The organism is Mesorhizobium sp. BR1-1-6, from assembly GCF_020165355.1.
In the GTDB taxonomy this organism is placed as follows: Bacteria; Pseudomonadota; Alphaproteobacteria; order Rhizobiales; family Rhizobiaceae; genus Mesorhizobium.
In genome coordinates, this window is sequence record NZ_JAIUHZ010000006.1 from 291,406 (window position 1) to 306,999 (window position 15,594).

At 60.7% G+C, this 15,594-nt stretch carries 15 protein-coding genes; 11 read left to right on the forward strand and 4 right to left on the reverse strand.

Features of this window, described 5'->3' with window-relative positions:
• Window positions 1-100 precede the first annotated feature (100 nt).
• From LB545_RS15305 to LB545_RS15345, 9 genes are read left to right on the forward strand one after another with little or no spacing between them, the layout of a single operon-like run.
• The gene (locus LB545_RS15305; RefSeq protein ID WP_263493954.1) at window positions 101-1,861 is read left to right on the forward strand and encodes a methanol/ethanol family PQQ-dependent dehydrogenase; all 1,761 of its coding nucleotides are present in this window, start codon (window positions 101-103) and stop codon (window positions 1,859-1,861) included.
• On the forward strand, window positions 1,842-2,711 hold the full coding sequence (locus LB545_RS15310) for a substrate-binding domain-containing protein (protein ID WP_140517461.1): 870 nt from the start codon (window positions 1,842-1,844) through the stop codon (window positions 2,709-2,711). The genes LB545_RS15305 and LB545_RS15310 overlap by 20 nt, the downstream gene beginning before the upstream one ends.
• Window positions 2,708-3,241, forward strand: a complete 534-nt coding sequence (locus LB545_RS15315) for a c-type cytochrome (protein WP_140500652.1) — start codon at window positions 2,708-2,710, stop codon at window positions 3,239-3,241. The genes LB545_RS15310 and LB545_RS15315 overlap by 4 nt, the downstream gene beginning before the upstream one ends.
• Window positions 3,238-4,251, forward strand: coding sequence for a cytochrome c oxidase subunit II (coxB, locus tag LB545_RS15320; RefSeq protein ID WP_140584239.1), 1,014 nt, complete (start codon window positions 3,238-3,240; stop codon window positions 4,249-4,251). The genes LB545_RS15315 and coxB overlap by 4 nt, the downstream gene beginning before the upstream one ends.
• Window positions 4,248-6,218 (forward strand): cytochrome c oxidase subunit I, encoded by a 1,971-nt coding sequence (ctaD, locus tag LB545_RS15325; RefSeq protein WP_140565683.1) that lies wholly within the window; start codon window positions 4,248-4,250, stop codon window positions 6,216-6,218. The genes coxB and ctaD overlap by 4 nt, the downstream gene beginning before the upstream one ends.
• On the forward strand, window positions 6,215-6,820 hold the full coding sequence (locus LB545_RS15330) for a heme-copper oxidase subunit III (protein ID WP_140500655.1): 606 nt from the start codon (window positions 6,215-6,217) through the stop codon (window positions 6,818-6,820). The genes ctaD and LB545_RS15330 overlap by 4 nt, the downstream gene beginning before the upstream one ends.
• A 1-nt stretch (window position 6,821) precedes the next feature.
• Window positions 6,822-7,163 carry a hypothetical protein gene (locus LB545_RS15335; protein ID WP_140500656.1) on the forward strand — a complete coding sequence of 114 codons (342 nt, stop codon included), beginning with the start codon at window positions 6,822-6,824 and terminating at the stop codon, window positions 7,161-7,163.
• Complete coding sequence (locus LB545_RS15340; RefSeq protein ID WP_224705379.1) at window positions 7,160-8,038, forward strand: cytochrome c oxidase assembly protein; 879 nt, start codon at window positions 7,160-7,162, stop codon at window positions 8,036-8,038. The genes LB545_RS15335 and LB545_RS15340 overlap by 4 nt, the downstream gene beginning before the upstream one ends.
• 1 nt (window position 8,039) lies before the next feature.
• Window positions 8,040-8,426, forward strand: a complete 387-nt coding sequence (locus LB545_RS15345; RefSeq protein ID WP_224519045.1) for a c-type cytochrome — start codon at window positions 8,040-8,042, stop codon at window positions 8,424-8,426.
• 696 nt (window positions 8,427-9,122) lie between these two features.
• On the opposite strand, the gene LB545_RS15350 is transcribed toward LB545_RS15345, so the two are convergent.
• Entirely contained in the window at window positions 9,123-10,112 is a 990-nt protein-coding gene (locus LB545_RS15350; protein WP_140500659.1) for an NAD-dependent epimerase/dehydratase family protein, read from the reverse strand.
• Window positions 10,113-10,717: 605 nt separating this feature from the next.
• Between LB545_RS15350 and LB545_RS15355 the strand changes: the two genes are divergently transcribed.
• Entirely contained in the window at window positions 10,718-11,560 is an 843-nt protein-coding gene (locus tag LB545_RS15355; protein WP_224705380.1) for an ABC transporter permease, read from the forward strand.
• A 3-nt stretch (window positions 11,561-11,563) separates the two neighbouring features.
• A complete protein-coding gene (locus LB545_RS15360) occupies window positions 11,564-12,793 on the forward strand; it encodes an ABC transporter ATP-binding protein (protein WP_224705381.1) in 1,230 nt (409 codons plus the stop codon).
• A 9-nt stretch (window positions 12,794-12,802) separates the two neighbouring features.
• Here the strand turns inward: LB545_RS15360 and LB545_RS15365 are convergent, their stop codons facing one another.
• Genes LB545_RS15365 through LB545_RS15375 form a run of 3 tightly spaced genes read right to left on the reverse strand, consistent with a single transcriptional unit; the run spans window position 12,803 to window position 15,553 of the window.
• The gene (locus LB545_RS15365; RefSeq protein WP_181178035.1) at window positions 12,803-13,741 is read right to left on the reverse strand and encodes a glycosyltransferase family 2 protein; all 939 of its coding nucleotides are present in this window, start codon (window positions 13,739-13,741) and stop codon (window positions 12,803-12,805) included.
• A complete protein-coding gene (locus LB545_RS15370) occupies window positions 13,738-14,616 on the reverse strand; it encodes a glycosyltransferase family 2 protein (protein ID WP_140674450.1) in 879 nt (292 codons plus the stop codon). Before LB545_RS15370 ends, LB545_RS15365 begins: the two co-directional genes overlap by 4 nt.
• The gene (locus LB545_RS15375) at window positions 14,609-15,553 is read right to left on the reverse strand and encodes a polysaccharide deacetylase family protein (RefSeq protein WP_224705382.1); all 945 of its coding nucleotides are present in this window, start codon (window positions 15,551-15,553) and stop codon (window positions 14,609-14,611) included. Before LB545_RS15375 ends, LB545_RS15370 begins: the two co-directional genes overlap by 8 nt.
• Window positions 15,554-15,594 lie beyond the last annotated feature (41 nt).

Genomic DNA, 15,594 nt, shown 5'->3' on the forward strand with positions numbered 1-15,594 from the left:
GAAATACGCATCTGCGACACCAGACGGCCGAGGAGCGGAAAGGGGCCGCCGTTTCGACTTTAGGCCGTTGAAGTGGCTGGTGCTGGCCGCAGGCTGCTCATTGCTGAACGCCGCGGCCGCGCAGTCCGCGGTGACACCCGCCATCACACCGCCCGCCGCGGCCGCGCCACCTGATGACGGCCAATGGACAATGCCGGCTAAGAATTATGCCTCGACGCGCTACAGCGAACTGGCGGACATTAACGAGGACAATGTCAAGAACCTTCAAGTTGCCTTCACTTTTTCGACCGGAGTGAACAAGGGTCAGGAAGCGGCGCCACTCGTCGTCGGCAACACGATGTATATCGTGACACCTTTTCCAAACATCGTCTACGCGCTCGATCTTTCCAAACCGGGCGCGCCGATGAAATGGAAGTACGAGCCAAATCCTGAGCCTGCCGCGCAGGGCGTTGCCTGCTGCGACGTGGTCAACCGCGGTGCGGTCTTCGCCGACGGGCGCCTCTTCTTCAACACGCTGGATGGTCACACGATCGCGCTGGATGCCGCCACTGGCCAACCGGTGTGGAACGCGCATGTCGGCAACATCAATATCGGCGAGACCATAACCATGGCGCCGCTTGTGGTGAAGGGCAAAGTGCTGGTCGGCAATTCCGGCGGCGAGATGGGTGTGCGCGGCTGGGTCAAGGCGCTGGACGCGGGCGACGGACATGTCGTCTGGACGGCTTACGGCACCGGACCGGACAAGGACGTGCTGATCGGGCCGGATTTCAAGCCGCATTACGACATGGACAAGGGCAAGGACCTTGGCGTGACCACATGGCCGCCGGAAGCCTGGAAGATCGGCGGCGGCAACATGTGGGGCTGGATCTCTTACGATCCGGACCTCAACTTGATCTATCACGGGACCGGCAATCCAGGGCCGTGGAATCCGGACCTTCGGCCCGGCGACAACAAATGGACCTCCGGGATTTTCGCGCGCGATCCCGATACCGGAGCCGCGAAATGGTTCTACCAATGGAGCCCGCACGACCTGCACGACTACGACGGCATCAACGAGCAGATCCTGCTCGATATGAATTGGCAGGGTAAGCCGCGCAAAGTGCTCGTCCGCCCGGAGCGCAACGGCTATCTCTACATTCTGGATCGGACCACCGGGGAAGTCCTGTCAGCGACACCCTATGGGGTCGTCAATTCCAGCAAGGGCGTCGATCTGAAAACCGGGCGCCTGATCGAAAACCCGGACAAGAAAACCGGCACCGGCAGGGTGATCCGGGATATCTGCCCGACAGCATCCGGGCTCAAGGATTGGCAGCCATCTGCGTTCTCGCCGAAGACAGGACTGCTCTACATCCCACACAACAATCTGTGCATGGACGAAGAAGGCCTCGAGGTGAACTACATCGCCGGCACCCCCTATGTCGGCATGAATGTGCGCATGATCCCGGGCCCGGGTGGCAACCGCGGTGCCTTCACCGCCTGGGACATCGCGGCCGCAAAGCCGGCTTGGAACCTTAAAGAGAATTTTCCGGTGTGGAGTGGCGCGGTCGCCACCGCCGGCAACGTCGTGTTCTACGGCACAATGGAGGGCTGGTTCAAAGCTGTGAGCGCAAGGACAGGGGAATTGCTTTGGCAGTTCAAGACCTCGTCCGGGATCATCGGCCAGCCGGTCACCTATCGCGGCCCCGACGGGCACCAATACGTCGCGATCCTGTCGGGCGTCGGCGGTTGGGCCGGCGCGATCGTATCGGGCGACCTCGACCCGCGCGACGCTACCGCCGCGCTCGGCTTCGTCAATGCGATGAAAGACCTGAAGAACGCGACCACGGCGGGAGGCACGCTCTATGTGTTCCGGCTCCCCTGATGCTTTCGAGTTGAAGGCAGTTCGAAGACGCGAGGCGAACGGGCGTCTTGTGGTCGCGGTGGTAGCGTTTGCCTCGCTGCTCTTCGCGGTTGCCGCCGACGCACGTGAACTCAAGGTATGTGCCGACCCTAACAACATGCCGTTTTCCAACGCCGCTGGACAGGGCTTCGAAAACAAGATTGCCCAGATCATCGCCAAAGAGCTGGATGCAAGACTTTCCTATACCTGGTGGGCCCAACGCCGCGGTTTCGTTCGCAACACGCTCAAGGCAGGCCTGTGCGATCTCATACCTGGCACTCCCGCCAATCTCGAAATTCTCCGCGCCACCGCTCCCTATTACCGCTCGACCTATGTCTTCGTGACGCGGCGGGACAGTCCCGAGATCACGTCTTTCAACGATCCACGCCTGCGCACTCTGCGCATCGGCGTGCAGCTCATCGGCGATGACGGGGCCAACTCCCCACCGGCCCAGGCACTCGGCCGCCGCGGCATTGTCGGTCATCTCGTCGGCTATCCAGTCTATGGCGACTATTCGGCTCCCAACCCGCCCGCGCGCATTGTCGAGGCGGTGGCCAGCGGCGAGATCGATGTTGCCGTCGTCTGGGGCCCGCTCGCCGGTTATTTCGCCGCCAAGCAGAAGACACCGCTGCGCATCACGCCCGTGACACCTCGAATCGACGGGCCTCAATTGCCAATGGTCTACGACATCTCCATGGGCGTCCGACGCGGGGACGACGCGCTGCGCGACGAAGTGGATGCAGCCCTTGCCAAGCACAAGGCTGAGATCGACGCGACCCTGGCCCGATACGGTGTGCCGCGCCTTGATATCGGCGGGAGCGCGGACCGATGAGGCGGAACCTCACCGTGCTCTTGTCGGCGATGCTGGCCCTTGCCGCTTGCCAGCGGGAAGAGCGCGACACACGTCCGCAATCGGCCCTTGGGTCCGGCCAACAGCCAACGCCGGTGACTGCGCTGGAGCCAGGCGGCCAAAGGCCGCTCCCGAGCGACAACAAGGCTGCCAGCTTCGAGGCCAACGCCTTTCATCTCAGCGAGGGCAAGCGCCTGTTCAGCTGGTTCAATTGCTCGGGGTGCCATGCCAATGGCGGCGGCGGCATGGGACCGGCGCTGATGGATGAGAAGTGGGTTTACGGCAGCTCGATCGAGAGTATCCACGCAACGATCCGGGACGGGCGGCCTAACGGCATGCCTAGCTTCCGAAACAAGATACCCGATGATCAGATTTGGGAGCTTGCAGCCTTCGTACGTTCGCTGAGCGGCAACGCCCCCTCCTCCGCCGCACCGCAGCGTAACGACGACATGATGGTCCATCCGTCGGAAAATCGCCTCCCCGATGCCGCGACGCTGGGGAAATCGCCGTGAAACGATTTTTTCCCAAAGCGAGTTGCGCAGCCGCTCTCCTGGCGCTTTCAGGTTGCAGCGGCTGGCAGTCCGCTCTCGATCCGAAAGGCCCGGCCGCGGGCGAGCTCGCCTGGTTGATCTGGTTTTTCACTGCCCTGTGCGCGGCCGTGTGGATGCTGGTGATGGTCGTGCTGGTCGCCACCCTGTTCCAGCGAGTTCGAACAGGAAAAGATCCGCTCGTGCTCGACCTCGCTTCCGAACATCGCAAAATGCGCGTGGTCTTGACCGCGGTTGGGGTGACTGCGGCGATCCTAATTGGGCTGACCCTGCTGAGCTTCTTCGCCAACCGGACCCTTGCCGGGATCGGATCGGACGAGGCGCTGACGGTCCGCGTGACCGGCCACCAATGGTGGTGGGAAGTGCGCTACGAGAATGCTCAGCCAAGCCGCATCCTGACGACGGCGAACGAGATCCATATTCCGGCCGGCGAGCCGGTTCGGCTTCTTTTGACTTCAACAGACGTAATCCACTCCTTCTGGGTGCCGAGCCTTGCCGGCAAGCTCGACCTCATCCCCGGACATATGAATGTGCTGGACATCAGGGCTGACAAGCCAGGCGTCTATCGTGGTCAATGTGCTGAGTTCTGCGGCGCGCAGCACGCCAACATGGGCACCTTCATCATTGCCGAGCCGCGGCCGCAGTTCGATGCCTGGCTGGACGACCAGTTGCGGCCTGCCGCCGCTCCGACCAATGCCGAAGCCAAGGCCGGCGCGGATCTTTTCCTCCAGCGGCCCTGCGTGATGTGCCACAGGATCGGCGGCACACCCGCAGGTGGCACGGTAGCGCCCGATCTTACCCATATAGCCAGCCGGCAAACTCTCGCAGCCGGAACGCTGACGATGAGCCGCGGCAATCTCGCCGCTTGGATCGCCGACCCGCAAGGCATCAAGCCCGGCTCCCACATGCCTGTAACGGCTCTCAATGGCGACGAGCTCAATGCCATCATTGCCTACCTCGAGGGGCTGAAATGACCAGCGCCGACCTGACGAGCGGACGTGACCTGCGGGCGGAGGCGCAAGCAAAGGGAGATCTCGCTCCCGAGCATGACGGACCGCGCGATACCGGCATGGAGCAAGCCGATCTCCAGCGGTGGCTGGAGCGCACCTGGCGTACGCCCCCGGGCATCATCGGCGCGCTGTCGAGCGTCGACCACAAGGTGATCGCCAGGCGCTATCTGATCACTGCCTTTGTCTTTCTGTGTCTGGGCGGGCTCAACGCAGTGGCTATGCGTGTTCAGCTCTCGGGACCACAGCGTGGGCTGATCGGGCCGGACCTCTACAACCAGCTGTTTACCATGCACGGCGTCACGATGATGTTCCTGTTCGCGGTACCGATCGTGCAGGCGACCGGCATTTATCTCGTGCCGCTGATGGTCGGCACCCGCAACATCGCGTTTCCGCGGCTGAATGCGTTCAGTTATTGGGTCTATGTTTCGGGCGGCCTGTTCGCCTGGGTGTCTTTCGCTCTCAACATGGCGCCGGACGTCGGCTGGTTCGCCTATGTGCCGCTGTCCGGTCCCGAATTCGCCCCTGGCAAGCGCGCCGACGTCTGGGCGCAGATGATTACCTATACCGAGGTGTCTTCACTGGCTGTGGCAGTGGCGACGATCGTCACGATCTTGAAGCAGCGTGCTCCCGGCATGTCGCTGGACAAGATCCCGCTATACGTCTGGGCGATGCTGGTCACCTCCTTTGTCATCGTCTTCGCAATGCCGGCGGTGATGATCACCTCGACATTCCTGATCCTCGACAGGCTGGTCGGCACACACATCTTCAACCCGGCCGAAGGCGGTGATGCCTTGCTGTTCCAGCATCTGTTCTGGTTCTTCGGTCACCCCGAGGTCTACATCATCTTCCTGCCGGCGACCGGCATGGTCTCCTCGATCATCCCGGCTTTCGCCCGGCGACCGGTGTTCGGCCATCTCGGCATGGTTCTGTCGTTGATCGCGGTCGGCTTCCTGTCCTTCGGCCTGTGGGTCCACCATATGTTCGCGACAGGCCTGCCCAAGCTCGGCGCCAGCTTCTTCACCGCTTCCAGCATGATGATCGCTATTCCCAACGGCGTACAGATCTTCTGCTGGCTGGCAACGATGTGGGACGGCAGACCGGTGATCCGCACGCCAATGTTGTTCGTGTTCGGCTTCTTCTTCATCTTCGTCATCGGCGGTCTCACCGGCGTCATGCTGGCCTCCGTACCGCTGGATCTGCAGGTGCACGACACCTACTTCGTCGTCGCGCATTTCCACTATGTGCTGATCGGCGGATCGGTATTCCCGCTGCTGGGTGCGGCCTATTTCTGGTTTCCTAAAGTCACCGGCCGAATGATGAGCGAGCGCCTGGGCCGCTTGCATTTCTGGCTGGCCTTCATTGGCTTCAACGCCGCCTTTTTCCCGATGCACATTGTGGGGCTGTGGGGCATGCCGCGACGGGTCTACACCTATCCGGCCGAGCTTGGCTGGGGGAACATCAACCTGTTCATAACAGCAGGCGCGGTGGTCTTCTTCCTGAGTTTCGTCCTGTTCACCTTCAATCTTGTGCATGGCGCGTTGAAAGGCGCAGCGGCAGGCAACAATCCCTGGGAGGCCGGCACCCTGGAATGGGCAACGCCCTCGCCGCCGCCGAGCTATAATTTCGCGCGCATTCCGGTCGTCACCAACGCGGAGCCACTCTGGGCCGAGCGCGACGCTCTTCCCGTAGCGACCGGGCTTCGCGTCGACGCGCGCGAGCTGCTGGTCTCGACAGTCGCTGAAGCCCATCCCGACATTCGCGAGAAATCGGCGACACCGTCGATCTGGCCGCTCTTTGCAGCGTTCGCCGTAGGCGGCACGTTTCTCTATTCGATCTTCACCCCCTGGGCCATCGTGTGGGGCGCCCTGCCAATCGCCGTCACCTTGATCGGCTGGTTCTGGCCAAAAGGTGATCCGGAGGACGAGGAATGAACGAGCGTCCCGTCACAGATGTTTCCGGTCTCCCCACCTTTGGGCATGGTCCGCGCAGCCCGACCTGGTGGGGCACGCTCGCTTTCATGGCTCTGGAGGGCACCGGCTTTGCGCTCGCCGCAGCCGCCTATCTCTACTTGGCGGTCTCTTGGCCTGAATGGCCGTTGAGTGCACCGCAGCCGAACCATTGGCCAGGAACGATCGTCACGCTGCTGCTGATCGCCAGCCTGGTGCCGAACCACATCCTCGATCGCTATGCCAAGCAATGCGCCATCGTGCCGGTGCGGATCGGACTGGTTGTCATGTCGCTGCTCGGCCTCGCCCCGCTCCTTGTGCGCTGGTTCGAGTTTCCGGCCTTGAACGTTTACTGGGATACGAACGCCTACGGCTCGATGCTTTGGGTGCTGCTCGGGCTCCACACCACGCATCTGATAACAGATGTCGGCGATACGATCGTGCTGACGGTGCTGATGTTCACGCGCCATGGCTATAGCGGGCGACGCTTCGGCGACGTCGGCGACAATGTTTTCTATTGGGATTTCGTGGTCGCAACCTGGCTTCCGATCTATCTGCTGATCTACTGGGTACCGAGGCTCGGCTGACATGCGCGCGGTCCGGTTGGGAACTTCCTGGGGTGGGCTTTTGTCGGGCCCGTTGGCTTGGGCGGTCTCGACGCAACTGAACTACTCGCTGGTTCCCTGGCAATGCAATCACCAGGTGCCGGTCGTGCTTCCCTTAGCGTTGCTGCTCGCCTTGTTCTCGCTTCTGGGCGGTGCTCTGTCCTGGCAGGCAAAGCGGCAAGGCGGCGCTGCTTTCAAAGCAGAACGCACGCGCGGTACCGAGCATTTCGTCGCCGATCTCGGCATGCTGGCGGCTCTCCTGTTTGCACTGGTCATCATCATGCAGGGAAGCGCCGCACTTATCCTGGACGAGTGTCTGCGATGAACCTGGCCACGCTCTTCTCCACCTCGATCTGCTATGGCTCCGGCGCGCCCGAGGCCGGATGGACACTTGCGCTTCCCATCACGGCCCCGCTGACGGCCGTCGCGCTCATCTACATGGCCGGTGCGATGCGGCTGTGGCGCCGCAGCACTCGCGGCCGTCCGCTACGGATGCGTCAGGCGCTGCTGTTTGCCGCCGGCTGGAGCGTACTGACGGCAGCGTTGGTCAGTCCGATCCATGCTCTCGGCGAGCGGCTGTTTGTCGCGCACATGATCGAGCACGAGTTGCTGATGGCAGTGGCGGCGCCGCTGCTGGTCATCGCCTGCCCCGCCCCTGCTCTGCTGTGGGCATTTCCCGTAACGTTTCGGCGTGCCCTGGGTATGGTTGGGCATGGCAAATCGCTGCGAGCGCTCTGGACCTTTGCGAGCCGGCCTGTCACCGCAACGATTGTTCACGGGATCGCGATATGGGTGTGGCACATTCCGGTCCTGTTTGAGGCAGCGCTCGAGCATGGCGTGCTGCATTATGCGCAACATGCGAGCTTCCTCGGCACCGGCCTGCTCTTCTGGTGGGCGTTGCTGCCGCGCCAAGGCCAACAGCAGGCCTATGGAAGTGCCGTGATGCATCTTTTCTTCACCTCCCTGCACACCGGCCTGCTCGGCGTCCTGCTTCTTCTATCGCCGAAGCTCTGGTACCCGGAGAATGCTGCCGGGGCGGCAGTGTGGAATTTAAGCCCGATCGAAGACCAGCAGCTTGCCGGGCTCGTTATGTGGGTCCCGGCCGGCCTTATCTATGGCGGGGCAGCGCTATTGCTGGCCGGCCTCTGGATAACGACGAGCGGAACCAGGAAGGTCGCGCATGCGCCCTGGCCCATCTAAATTGATCATCGCCGTGTGCATTCTGCTGGTCGTCGCGGGCGGCGCGCTCGCATTGTGGGCCGACCGAGCCCATCGGGTGCAGCAAGAGGCGGACGCCGCTACCGGCGGCGTCGGTGCACGTGCGGTACCGATCATGCTGGCGAATGGCTGCGCCGGCTGCCACACCATCACCGGTGTACCCGGTGCGGTAGGCCACGTCGGCCCGCGCTTAGACGCCAGTCTATCTGACAGGATCTATGTTGGCGGCGTGCTGGCTAACAATCCGGAGAACATGATCCGCTGGATACGATCAGCAAGGGACGTTAATCCGCACACCGCCATGCCCTCCACCGGCATCACCGAGCAGCAAGCGCGTGACATCGCCGCCTATCTCTATGCTTTGAGATAGACCGCCGCCTCGGCGGGATCACGGGCTGTGCCCAGGACCATAGCCGACAGGGGAACAAAGCTGCCCGATTATGGTTTGGACAGCAGCCGGCGCAGTACAAATTCAAGTCCGCCGTGCTGCTGGGTCATAAGCTCCAGCCAAGAGCCCGCTTCCCCCTCCCTCAAGAGCGGGCTCTTTCCTTGTGGATCGATGCGGAGCGATCAGGGGCGTGGACTGAGGCGACATGAAGCAACTTCTGTCAGATCTCGCCGCAATGGCCGAACCCGGCTTCTGGATCGCCTTGGGGCTTTTAGCCCTGCCTTACTCCGTGGGAGTAATCTTCCTGATCAAGACATGCCACTGCCTCTGATCGCCCAGCCGTCCGGTCGTACGGGCTTTATTACCTGCCAGCGCAAGATGTGAGTGACCATCACGGATCGTCGCCGAGCGAGAGCGTGCAGGCCATCCGCGCCGCTCGAACACCCATAAGGTTGCCGACCACGCGTTGGAGGAGTTGCTGGGGGAGCATGCATTGCCGCGGAGGAGCCTTCCGCACTTGTATGTCGCCTTCGGTGGGCCCTGAACGATGCGCGGAAGCGCGCGTTCACAGCATCGAACTGGCCGGTTGAGCATACCGCGACGTTGGTCGAAGAATCCGGATTGCGGCGAGCACATTTCTCCCCTTTTTCGGTCACATTTTATCGGGGCGGATCCCACTCACACCGATGCGGCAACCATCGAGTCCGAGGAAACACTGGACAAGTCGTTCTGTTGCTGGCGGCGAAACCAGTCCAGGGTGAGGCGCACACCCTCTTCAAGAGGTATTTGACAGGCCCAGCCGGGGATGATCCTCCGCGCTAGAGTTAAGTCCGGGCAGCGGTTCGTCGGATCTTGGGGGATCGGATCAACATGCACGATTTTGGTGCCTGGCACCAAGCCTGCGACGTAACGGGCAACATCGATAACGGAAATCTCACGATCGTTTCCGATGTTCAGGGGACCAATATAACCATGCTCCTCCCCCCAGAAGAATTGTTCTAGGCCGTCCACGATATCGCTGACGTATCCCCAACTCCGCGACTGCAAGCCGTCGCCAAAAACGATTATAGGTTTGCCGAACAGCGCATTCGTGATGAAATTTGATACTGCACGTCCATCGTCAGGTCGTGTCCTAGGTCCGTAGACGTTGAACAATCTTGCAACTCGAATGTCGAGCCCGCTCAATCGGTTACTCTCAAAAAGCAGGGCCTCGGCGCAACGCTTACCTTCATCATACGATGAACGCGGCCCCGTGCAATCAACGGAGCCCCTGTAAGTTTCCGGTTGCGGCGTTACCAGCGGATCGCCGTAAACCTCAGACGTGGACGTGAAACAGAAACGGCCCCCGGCGCGAAGAAGGGTCAGAAGCCGCATAGTTCCTATTACGTTGGCCGAGATGGTTCGTACCGGATCTTGCATATACCAGGGAGGCGAAGCAGGCGAGGCGAGATGATAGATCTCGTCAAAAAGGCTCCCCTGCTGAAAATCTTCAACAGCCACATCTACCACGACCAAGCGAGGGTCGGCGATATGATCCAGATTGGCACGAGTACCAGTCCAGAAATTGTCAACAGCAACAATTCGATTGATTTCTTGCCTTAACAACAGTCGATCAACCAGGTGGGATCCGATGAACCCGGCTGCTCCCGCGACAAGAACACTTTTCATTTCCGACCCAAAGCTTTGCAGCTTGCTCAGGAGCTATGAACGCTGACTCGTCAAGCCGTCTGAATTGCCAATGAGATGTCACTCCCTCCACGCAATGATGGTTCGCGCAACGCGCATCGCCCGAACAACCCAAATCCGCGCAAATAGTACCACCCCATTGGACAATGGCACATCTTAAGGACCCTGTCACCAGCGGTGCAGTGCATACACTACACTGTAAAAACGAAAGATTCCTGTAGCCTGACTATCTTCGATGGGCATAACATCACCACAAGTTCAATAGGGAAATGTATCCTCGACAACCCAGCACAGGTAGGAGAATAGCGGTAGAAACTCAGACGGCCCGGGCAGGTGTTCGTTCGCATCCGGGTCGAATATAAAGTCCGTGTGCGAAAAATGCCCTCCGTCCGATTGGACTTATCGAACAACGGGGATATGCGGCGCGATCTCGCGCCTCCGGAGGATCTGGTCGAGCATTGAGGGCGGCTGCTATGCGCTCTCGAATGGTGAGGCTCGTGAACGGCAGGCACCATCAAAAGTGCTGATTGCACTGCGCGGAAATGTAAGCCTCAATGGGGCTGTCAAGGGAGGCGGACGCCATCATCGTGTCGGACCAGACAGGCGCGCAATCAGCTGTCGTGACAATCATCGATCCGTCCCGCAAGCGAGGACTGTTCGAACCTTCCGAGCTTTGGCGATATCGGGAAGTTGTGTTCTTCCTGGCCTGGCGTGATTTCAAGGTCAAATACCGGCAGACTTATCTGGGCATCCTTTGGGCAATGCTGCAGCCGCTCGTTGCTATGTCGGTCTTCAGCATCTTCTTCGGCAAGCTCGCAGGCATTTCGTCCAACGGCGCGCCATACCCGCTATTTGTTCTGTGTGGGCTTGTGCCATGGAGTTTTTTTTCGCGAGCCGTCGCCAGCATGACGGGCAGCCTCGTCAGAAACCAGGAGCTGGTGAAACGCGTCTATTTCCCGCGTCTGATCATTCCCATCTCCACGATGGCCTCATGCCTGACCGATATGCTCGTCGGCTTCGCTCTTTTGTTCGCCGCCATGCTGGCATTCGGAAGCTGGCCGGCACCACAAGCAGTCTTCTTGCCGCTGCTCGTGCTCGTAATGGCTGCGTCAGCGACTGGAGTGGGCGTGGCATTGTCGGCGATCAACGTTCGCTTTCGCGATGTGGGCTATCTGTTGCCGTTCAGCCTTCAGATACTTCTGTTCATGACCCCGATCGTGTATCCAGCCAATCTCGTCCCTCAATTGTGGCGGCCGCTCTATAGTCTGAACCCAATGGTTGGGACAGTCGAGGCCATCCGCTGGAGCGTGCTGGGCACGCCTGCGGACTGGCTCATGATCTCGATATCAACGCTCTCCTCGCTAGCCCTTCTCGTTGCCGGACTGACTATCTTCTCAAAATCCGAACGCGCGTTTCCGGACCTGATCTGAGTGATGACCGACATCGTGATCCAAGCTGCCAATCTCTCCAAGGCGTATAGACTTGGTGTGGCGAACAACAGCTTCCCCACGCTGCGAGACGCGCTCGCCAGCAAAAGGCGGGGTCTTCGCGGGGAGGCCGATACAAGCCACCGCAAAGGTGCGGACGAGCCGTTCTGGGCGTTGAAAAACGTCTCCTTCGAGGTGCACGCAGGCGAAGTCCTTGCCGTGATCGGTCCCAACGGTGCAGGAAAGAGCACCATTCTCAAGATACTGGCGAAGATCGTGGAGCCGACTTCCGGCCGCGCGACGATACATGGACGGCTGGGAGCTTTGCTGGAGGTCGGCACGGGGTTCCATGCCGAACTGACCGGCCGTGAGAACATTTATCTCAACGGGGCCATACTCGGCATGCGGCGCATCGAGATCAATTCCAAGCTTGACGAGATCGTGGATTTCTCCGGGGTCGAGCCGTTTCTCGATACGCCTGTCAAACGATACTCAAGCGGCATGTACTTGCGTCTGGCCTTCGCGATTGCCGCCCACGTCAATCCCGACATTCTGGTGGTCGATGAGGTCTTGGCAGTCGGCGATGCCACGTTCCAAAAGAAATGCATTGCCAAGGCAGCGAGCATCGCCGGGACAGGCCGCACCGTGCTGATCGTCAGTCACCAGATGCCGGTTCTGCAGCGACTTTGCACCCGCGCAATCCTTATCGACGGCGGGATGATCCAGGCGGACGGTCCGACTCAGGACGTGGTCCGGGATTATCTCCAGACGCTTGAGGCCCGCGCAGGAACCGATCTGAGTGTGCGATCCACGCGCACCGGGCGCGGCCGCCTCCGTGTGGTCGGCATCGAAGTCTTCAATGAAATGGGTCCCGTCGCGTCCGGGCAGCCGGCAACTTTTCGGCTTCAGGTTGATGGGCCGCGCGAAACATTGCAGTGCCTTGTGACTATCATTGATGATCTCGGGGATCCTGTGACCTCATTTGATAGCCGGGAGCATTCCCTGCATGACCGTCAGGGCGAAGTCTACACGGTACATGTGGACAGCCTTATGCTGAGACCAGGGCGCTACAGGATTGACGTAGCGCTGGTGGCGGACGACAGGGTGGTCGAAGACCATGTCGAGACGGCCGCTGTGTTCGATGTCATGCCCGGTTTGCTCGACGATCGACCGGTCAGCGCCCAGCCTGGCTTTGGCAATGTCAGCTTCCCGCATCGATGGGTGGTCAGGAAGTGACGCCTGTTTTCACCTAGCCACGTGCGCAAGCTGTCGCCGAATCCTGCGCCGCTGCTTTGCTGTCCACATCATGATCTTCAGGGCAAGCCGTTCGGCTTTGCTTCCGATCGTTGCAGGCGTGACATAGGGCGCGCGTGCCAGCCGCAGCGCCAATTGGAGGCGGAAATCCCGCGTTCCACTTTCCATCATATGCTCCGCGATCCAGTCCAGAAAAGCGGCGCGGGCGGGGTGTTTCCCCATCCGATCATAGAGCCCTCGCTGAGTGGCAATCGCCGAGGCCGAACTGGAATGCTGCCGGTAGCGTGCGAGAGTTACAGGAGTGATAAAGGCTGGGAATCGCAGGAACAGCTTCGCCCACAGAGCCTGGTCTTCATAGAGCTCAAAGTGCTCCTCAAAGCCACCAACCGTGCTAACCGCGCTTCTCCGCAAGAGCACGGAACAGGTACACGGAACGTGGCCGTCCTGCATCAGCAGCAGCCGACCCAAAAGCCGGGCGGGCTGATGTAAGCGTGCGGCAAGTCCATCCGTCGGCTCGACCCAGTCGGAGCGCGCTCCATCCGGGTACCACCATTTGGTCGGCCCGAAAATCATTGCGGCATCCGGGTTGGCATCGGCTGCCGCCAGGACCGTCTGCAGCATATGCGGCTCGTACAAATCATCTGCATCCAGGAAGGCAAGCAAATCGCCGCAGCTGGCCGCTATTCCGGCGTTTCTCGCTGCCGCGGCGCCACGCTTGGATCCGGGAGGCCTGCGCAGCACCTTAATTCGAGGATCGATTGCCGCGGCATCATTGGCGATCCTGATACTGTCGTCCGTCGAATTGTCGTCAACCAGCAAGAGCTCCCAATCTGCAATCGTCTGGGCCCGGACGCTGGCGATCGCTTCACCCAGATTTGACGCCGCATTGAGGAAGGGGGTTATGATCGTCACCCGCGGCACGGAAGTCATCGCTGCAGCCGTCTTACGATGCTTCGCTTGCTCGTCTTCCAGGTTTCGCGCGCGAGCACTTTCCAGATTGCGGAACGAATGCGGAAGGAGGCGCCCTGATCCGCCATCACCCCATTCAGCCATCTGAGAAACGTGATACGCGCGGCTTCGTCAGCGCCTGCCCTGGCAGAAGCGGCAGAGCAGCTTTCGACGTGCTGGCGGTATCTCGCCCAGGTCTGGCCGGACACGTAGACGGGCGCGAATGCGAGCGCCTTCGCAAAGAAGGTCTGGTCTTCGAACATCAGGCGGAAGCTGTTCTCGAATCCCCCGAGCGTTGCCAACAAACTTGAACGCATCAGGGCGTTGCAAGTTGTCGGCGTCTGGGCTTGGTTCTGCAGCAGCAGTTCCAGCAGCACGGGCGGATCGTATCGGGCGTTCGGTTCGACTCCGAGCGGGTAATAGTAGTCCGCACGACCAGCAAGCTTTGCCCAGCTATGCCAGATCAACGTCCGGCCGTAGATTAGACCGAGCGCCGGATCGTTTTCCATGATGGAGACTTGTTCGGACAGCTTTTCGGGCAGCCATGTATCGTCTGCATCGAGAAACGCGACATAGGCGCCCCGCGCCTCGGCCAGCCCGCGGTTGCGCGACGCGCTGATACCATGATTGCCCTTGTCGGGATGGGAGAGTAGTCGCACCTTGCCTGGCAAGCGCTGCGCATAGTCGCGCACGATGACAGATGAACGGTCCGTCGAGCCATCGTCGACGACGAGGAGTTCCCAGTCGGTGAAGCTTTGACCTACAACGCTGTCAATAGCTTCCCGGAGATATCTCTCGCCGTTGAACACGACGATGATTCCCGTGACGCGCGGTTCTCGGCATGCATGGTCAGCCATGGCAAAGGACCGCGCGCCGGAACTCTATCTCACCCCAATCAGCGACCGTGACCCGCGGCAGTCGGAAAGGGTCGACCCTGAGCCCAGCTTCACGCGGCAGGGTGGTTACTGCATAGTCCATGCCAGCAGATCTTACCGCTTCGGCGGTGCTGTCGTCGAAGTCTCCGAAGGGGTATGCGAATCCCGCCACCCTCCGCCCTGTAATCTCTTCGCATTGTTTGCGGCTAGCGGAGATCTCGCGTTCAAGACTGTCCCGTTTCAGCAACGGCAGGGATGGATGCGTGCAGGTGTGGGCACCGATCGAAACGCCATCGGTGTCGGCGAGATGCCGCAGCTCCGAATGAGTCATGGCGCGGTCACGCCTTCGGGGGCTGGCGTCGGTTCCTGCCCATCTTGCCAGCTGCTGCAGCGCCCTCCTCCGTTCGTGTACTCTCAACGGCTTCAGCAGTGCGTGCAAGCCGAAATGGAGCGCCGTGCGGCTGATGACGAGATTCGATTTCGCGCGCGTGGCGTCCTCCGTCACCAGCCAATCATAGTTTCGGCCTGCGATCTGGATCGCGAGCCTCTCCGGGAGAGCAGGCGTTTCCAAAGTGATGCGCGACAGAATATCCCACCAGAACACTGAGGGGTCGCTGAGCGCGTGGGTAGTGACGAAGACGGTCACAGGAGCGTTCATGCGTAGCATGACCGGCACGGCATTTTGCACGACATCCGCATAACCGTCGTCAAAGGTAACTGCCACGGCATTTCTCGCTGGCTTTCCGTCCCGAAGCCGTTGTGCCAGCCATTGCAAGGGAACAATATCGCGCGCCTTTGTCAGGATTTCGATTTGGCGTGCGAAATTTTGTGGCGAGACCGAGAGTTCCCAAGGATCGACGCGTGGTTCTCCGACGCGATGATACATCAGCACGAGCGGCCGGTTGTAACCGGCAAGCAATCGGCCCCGTCGCAGGAGCTTGCTAAGAGCTTGACGCACTG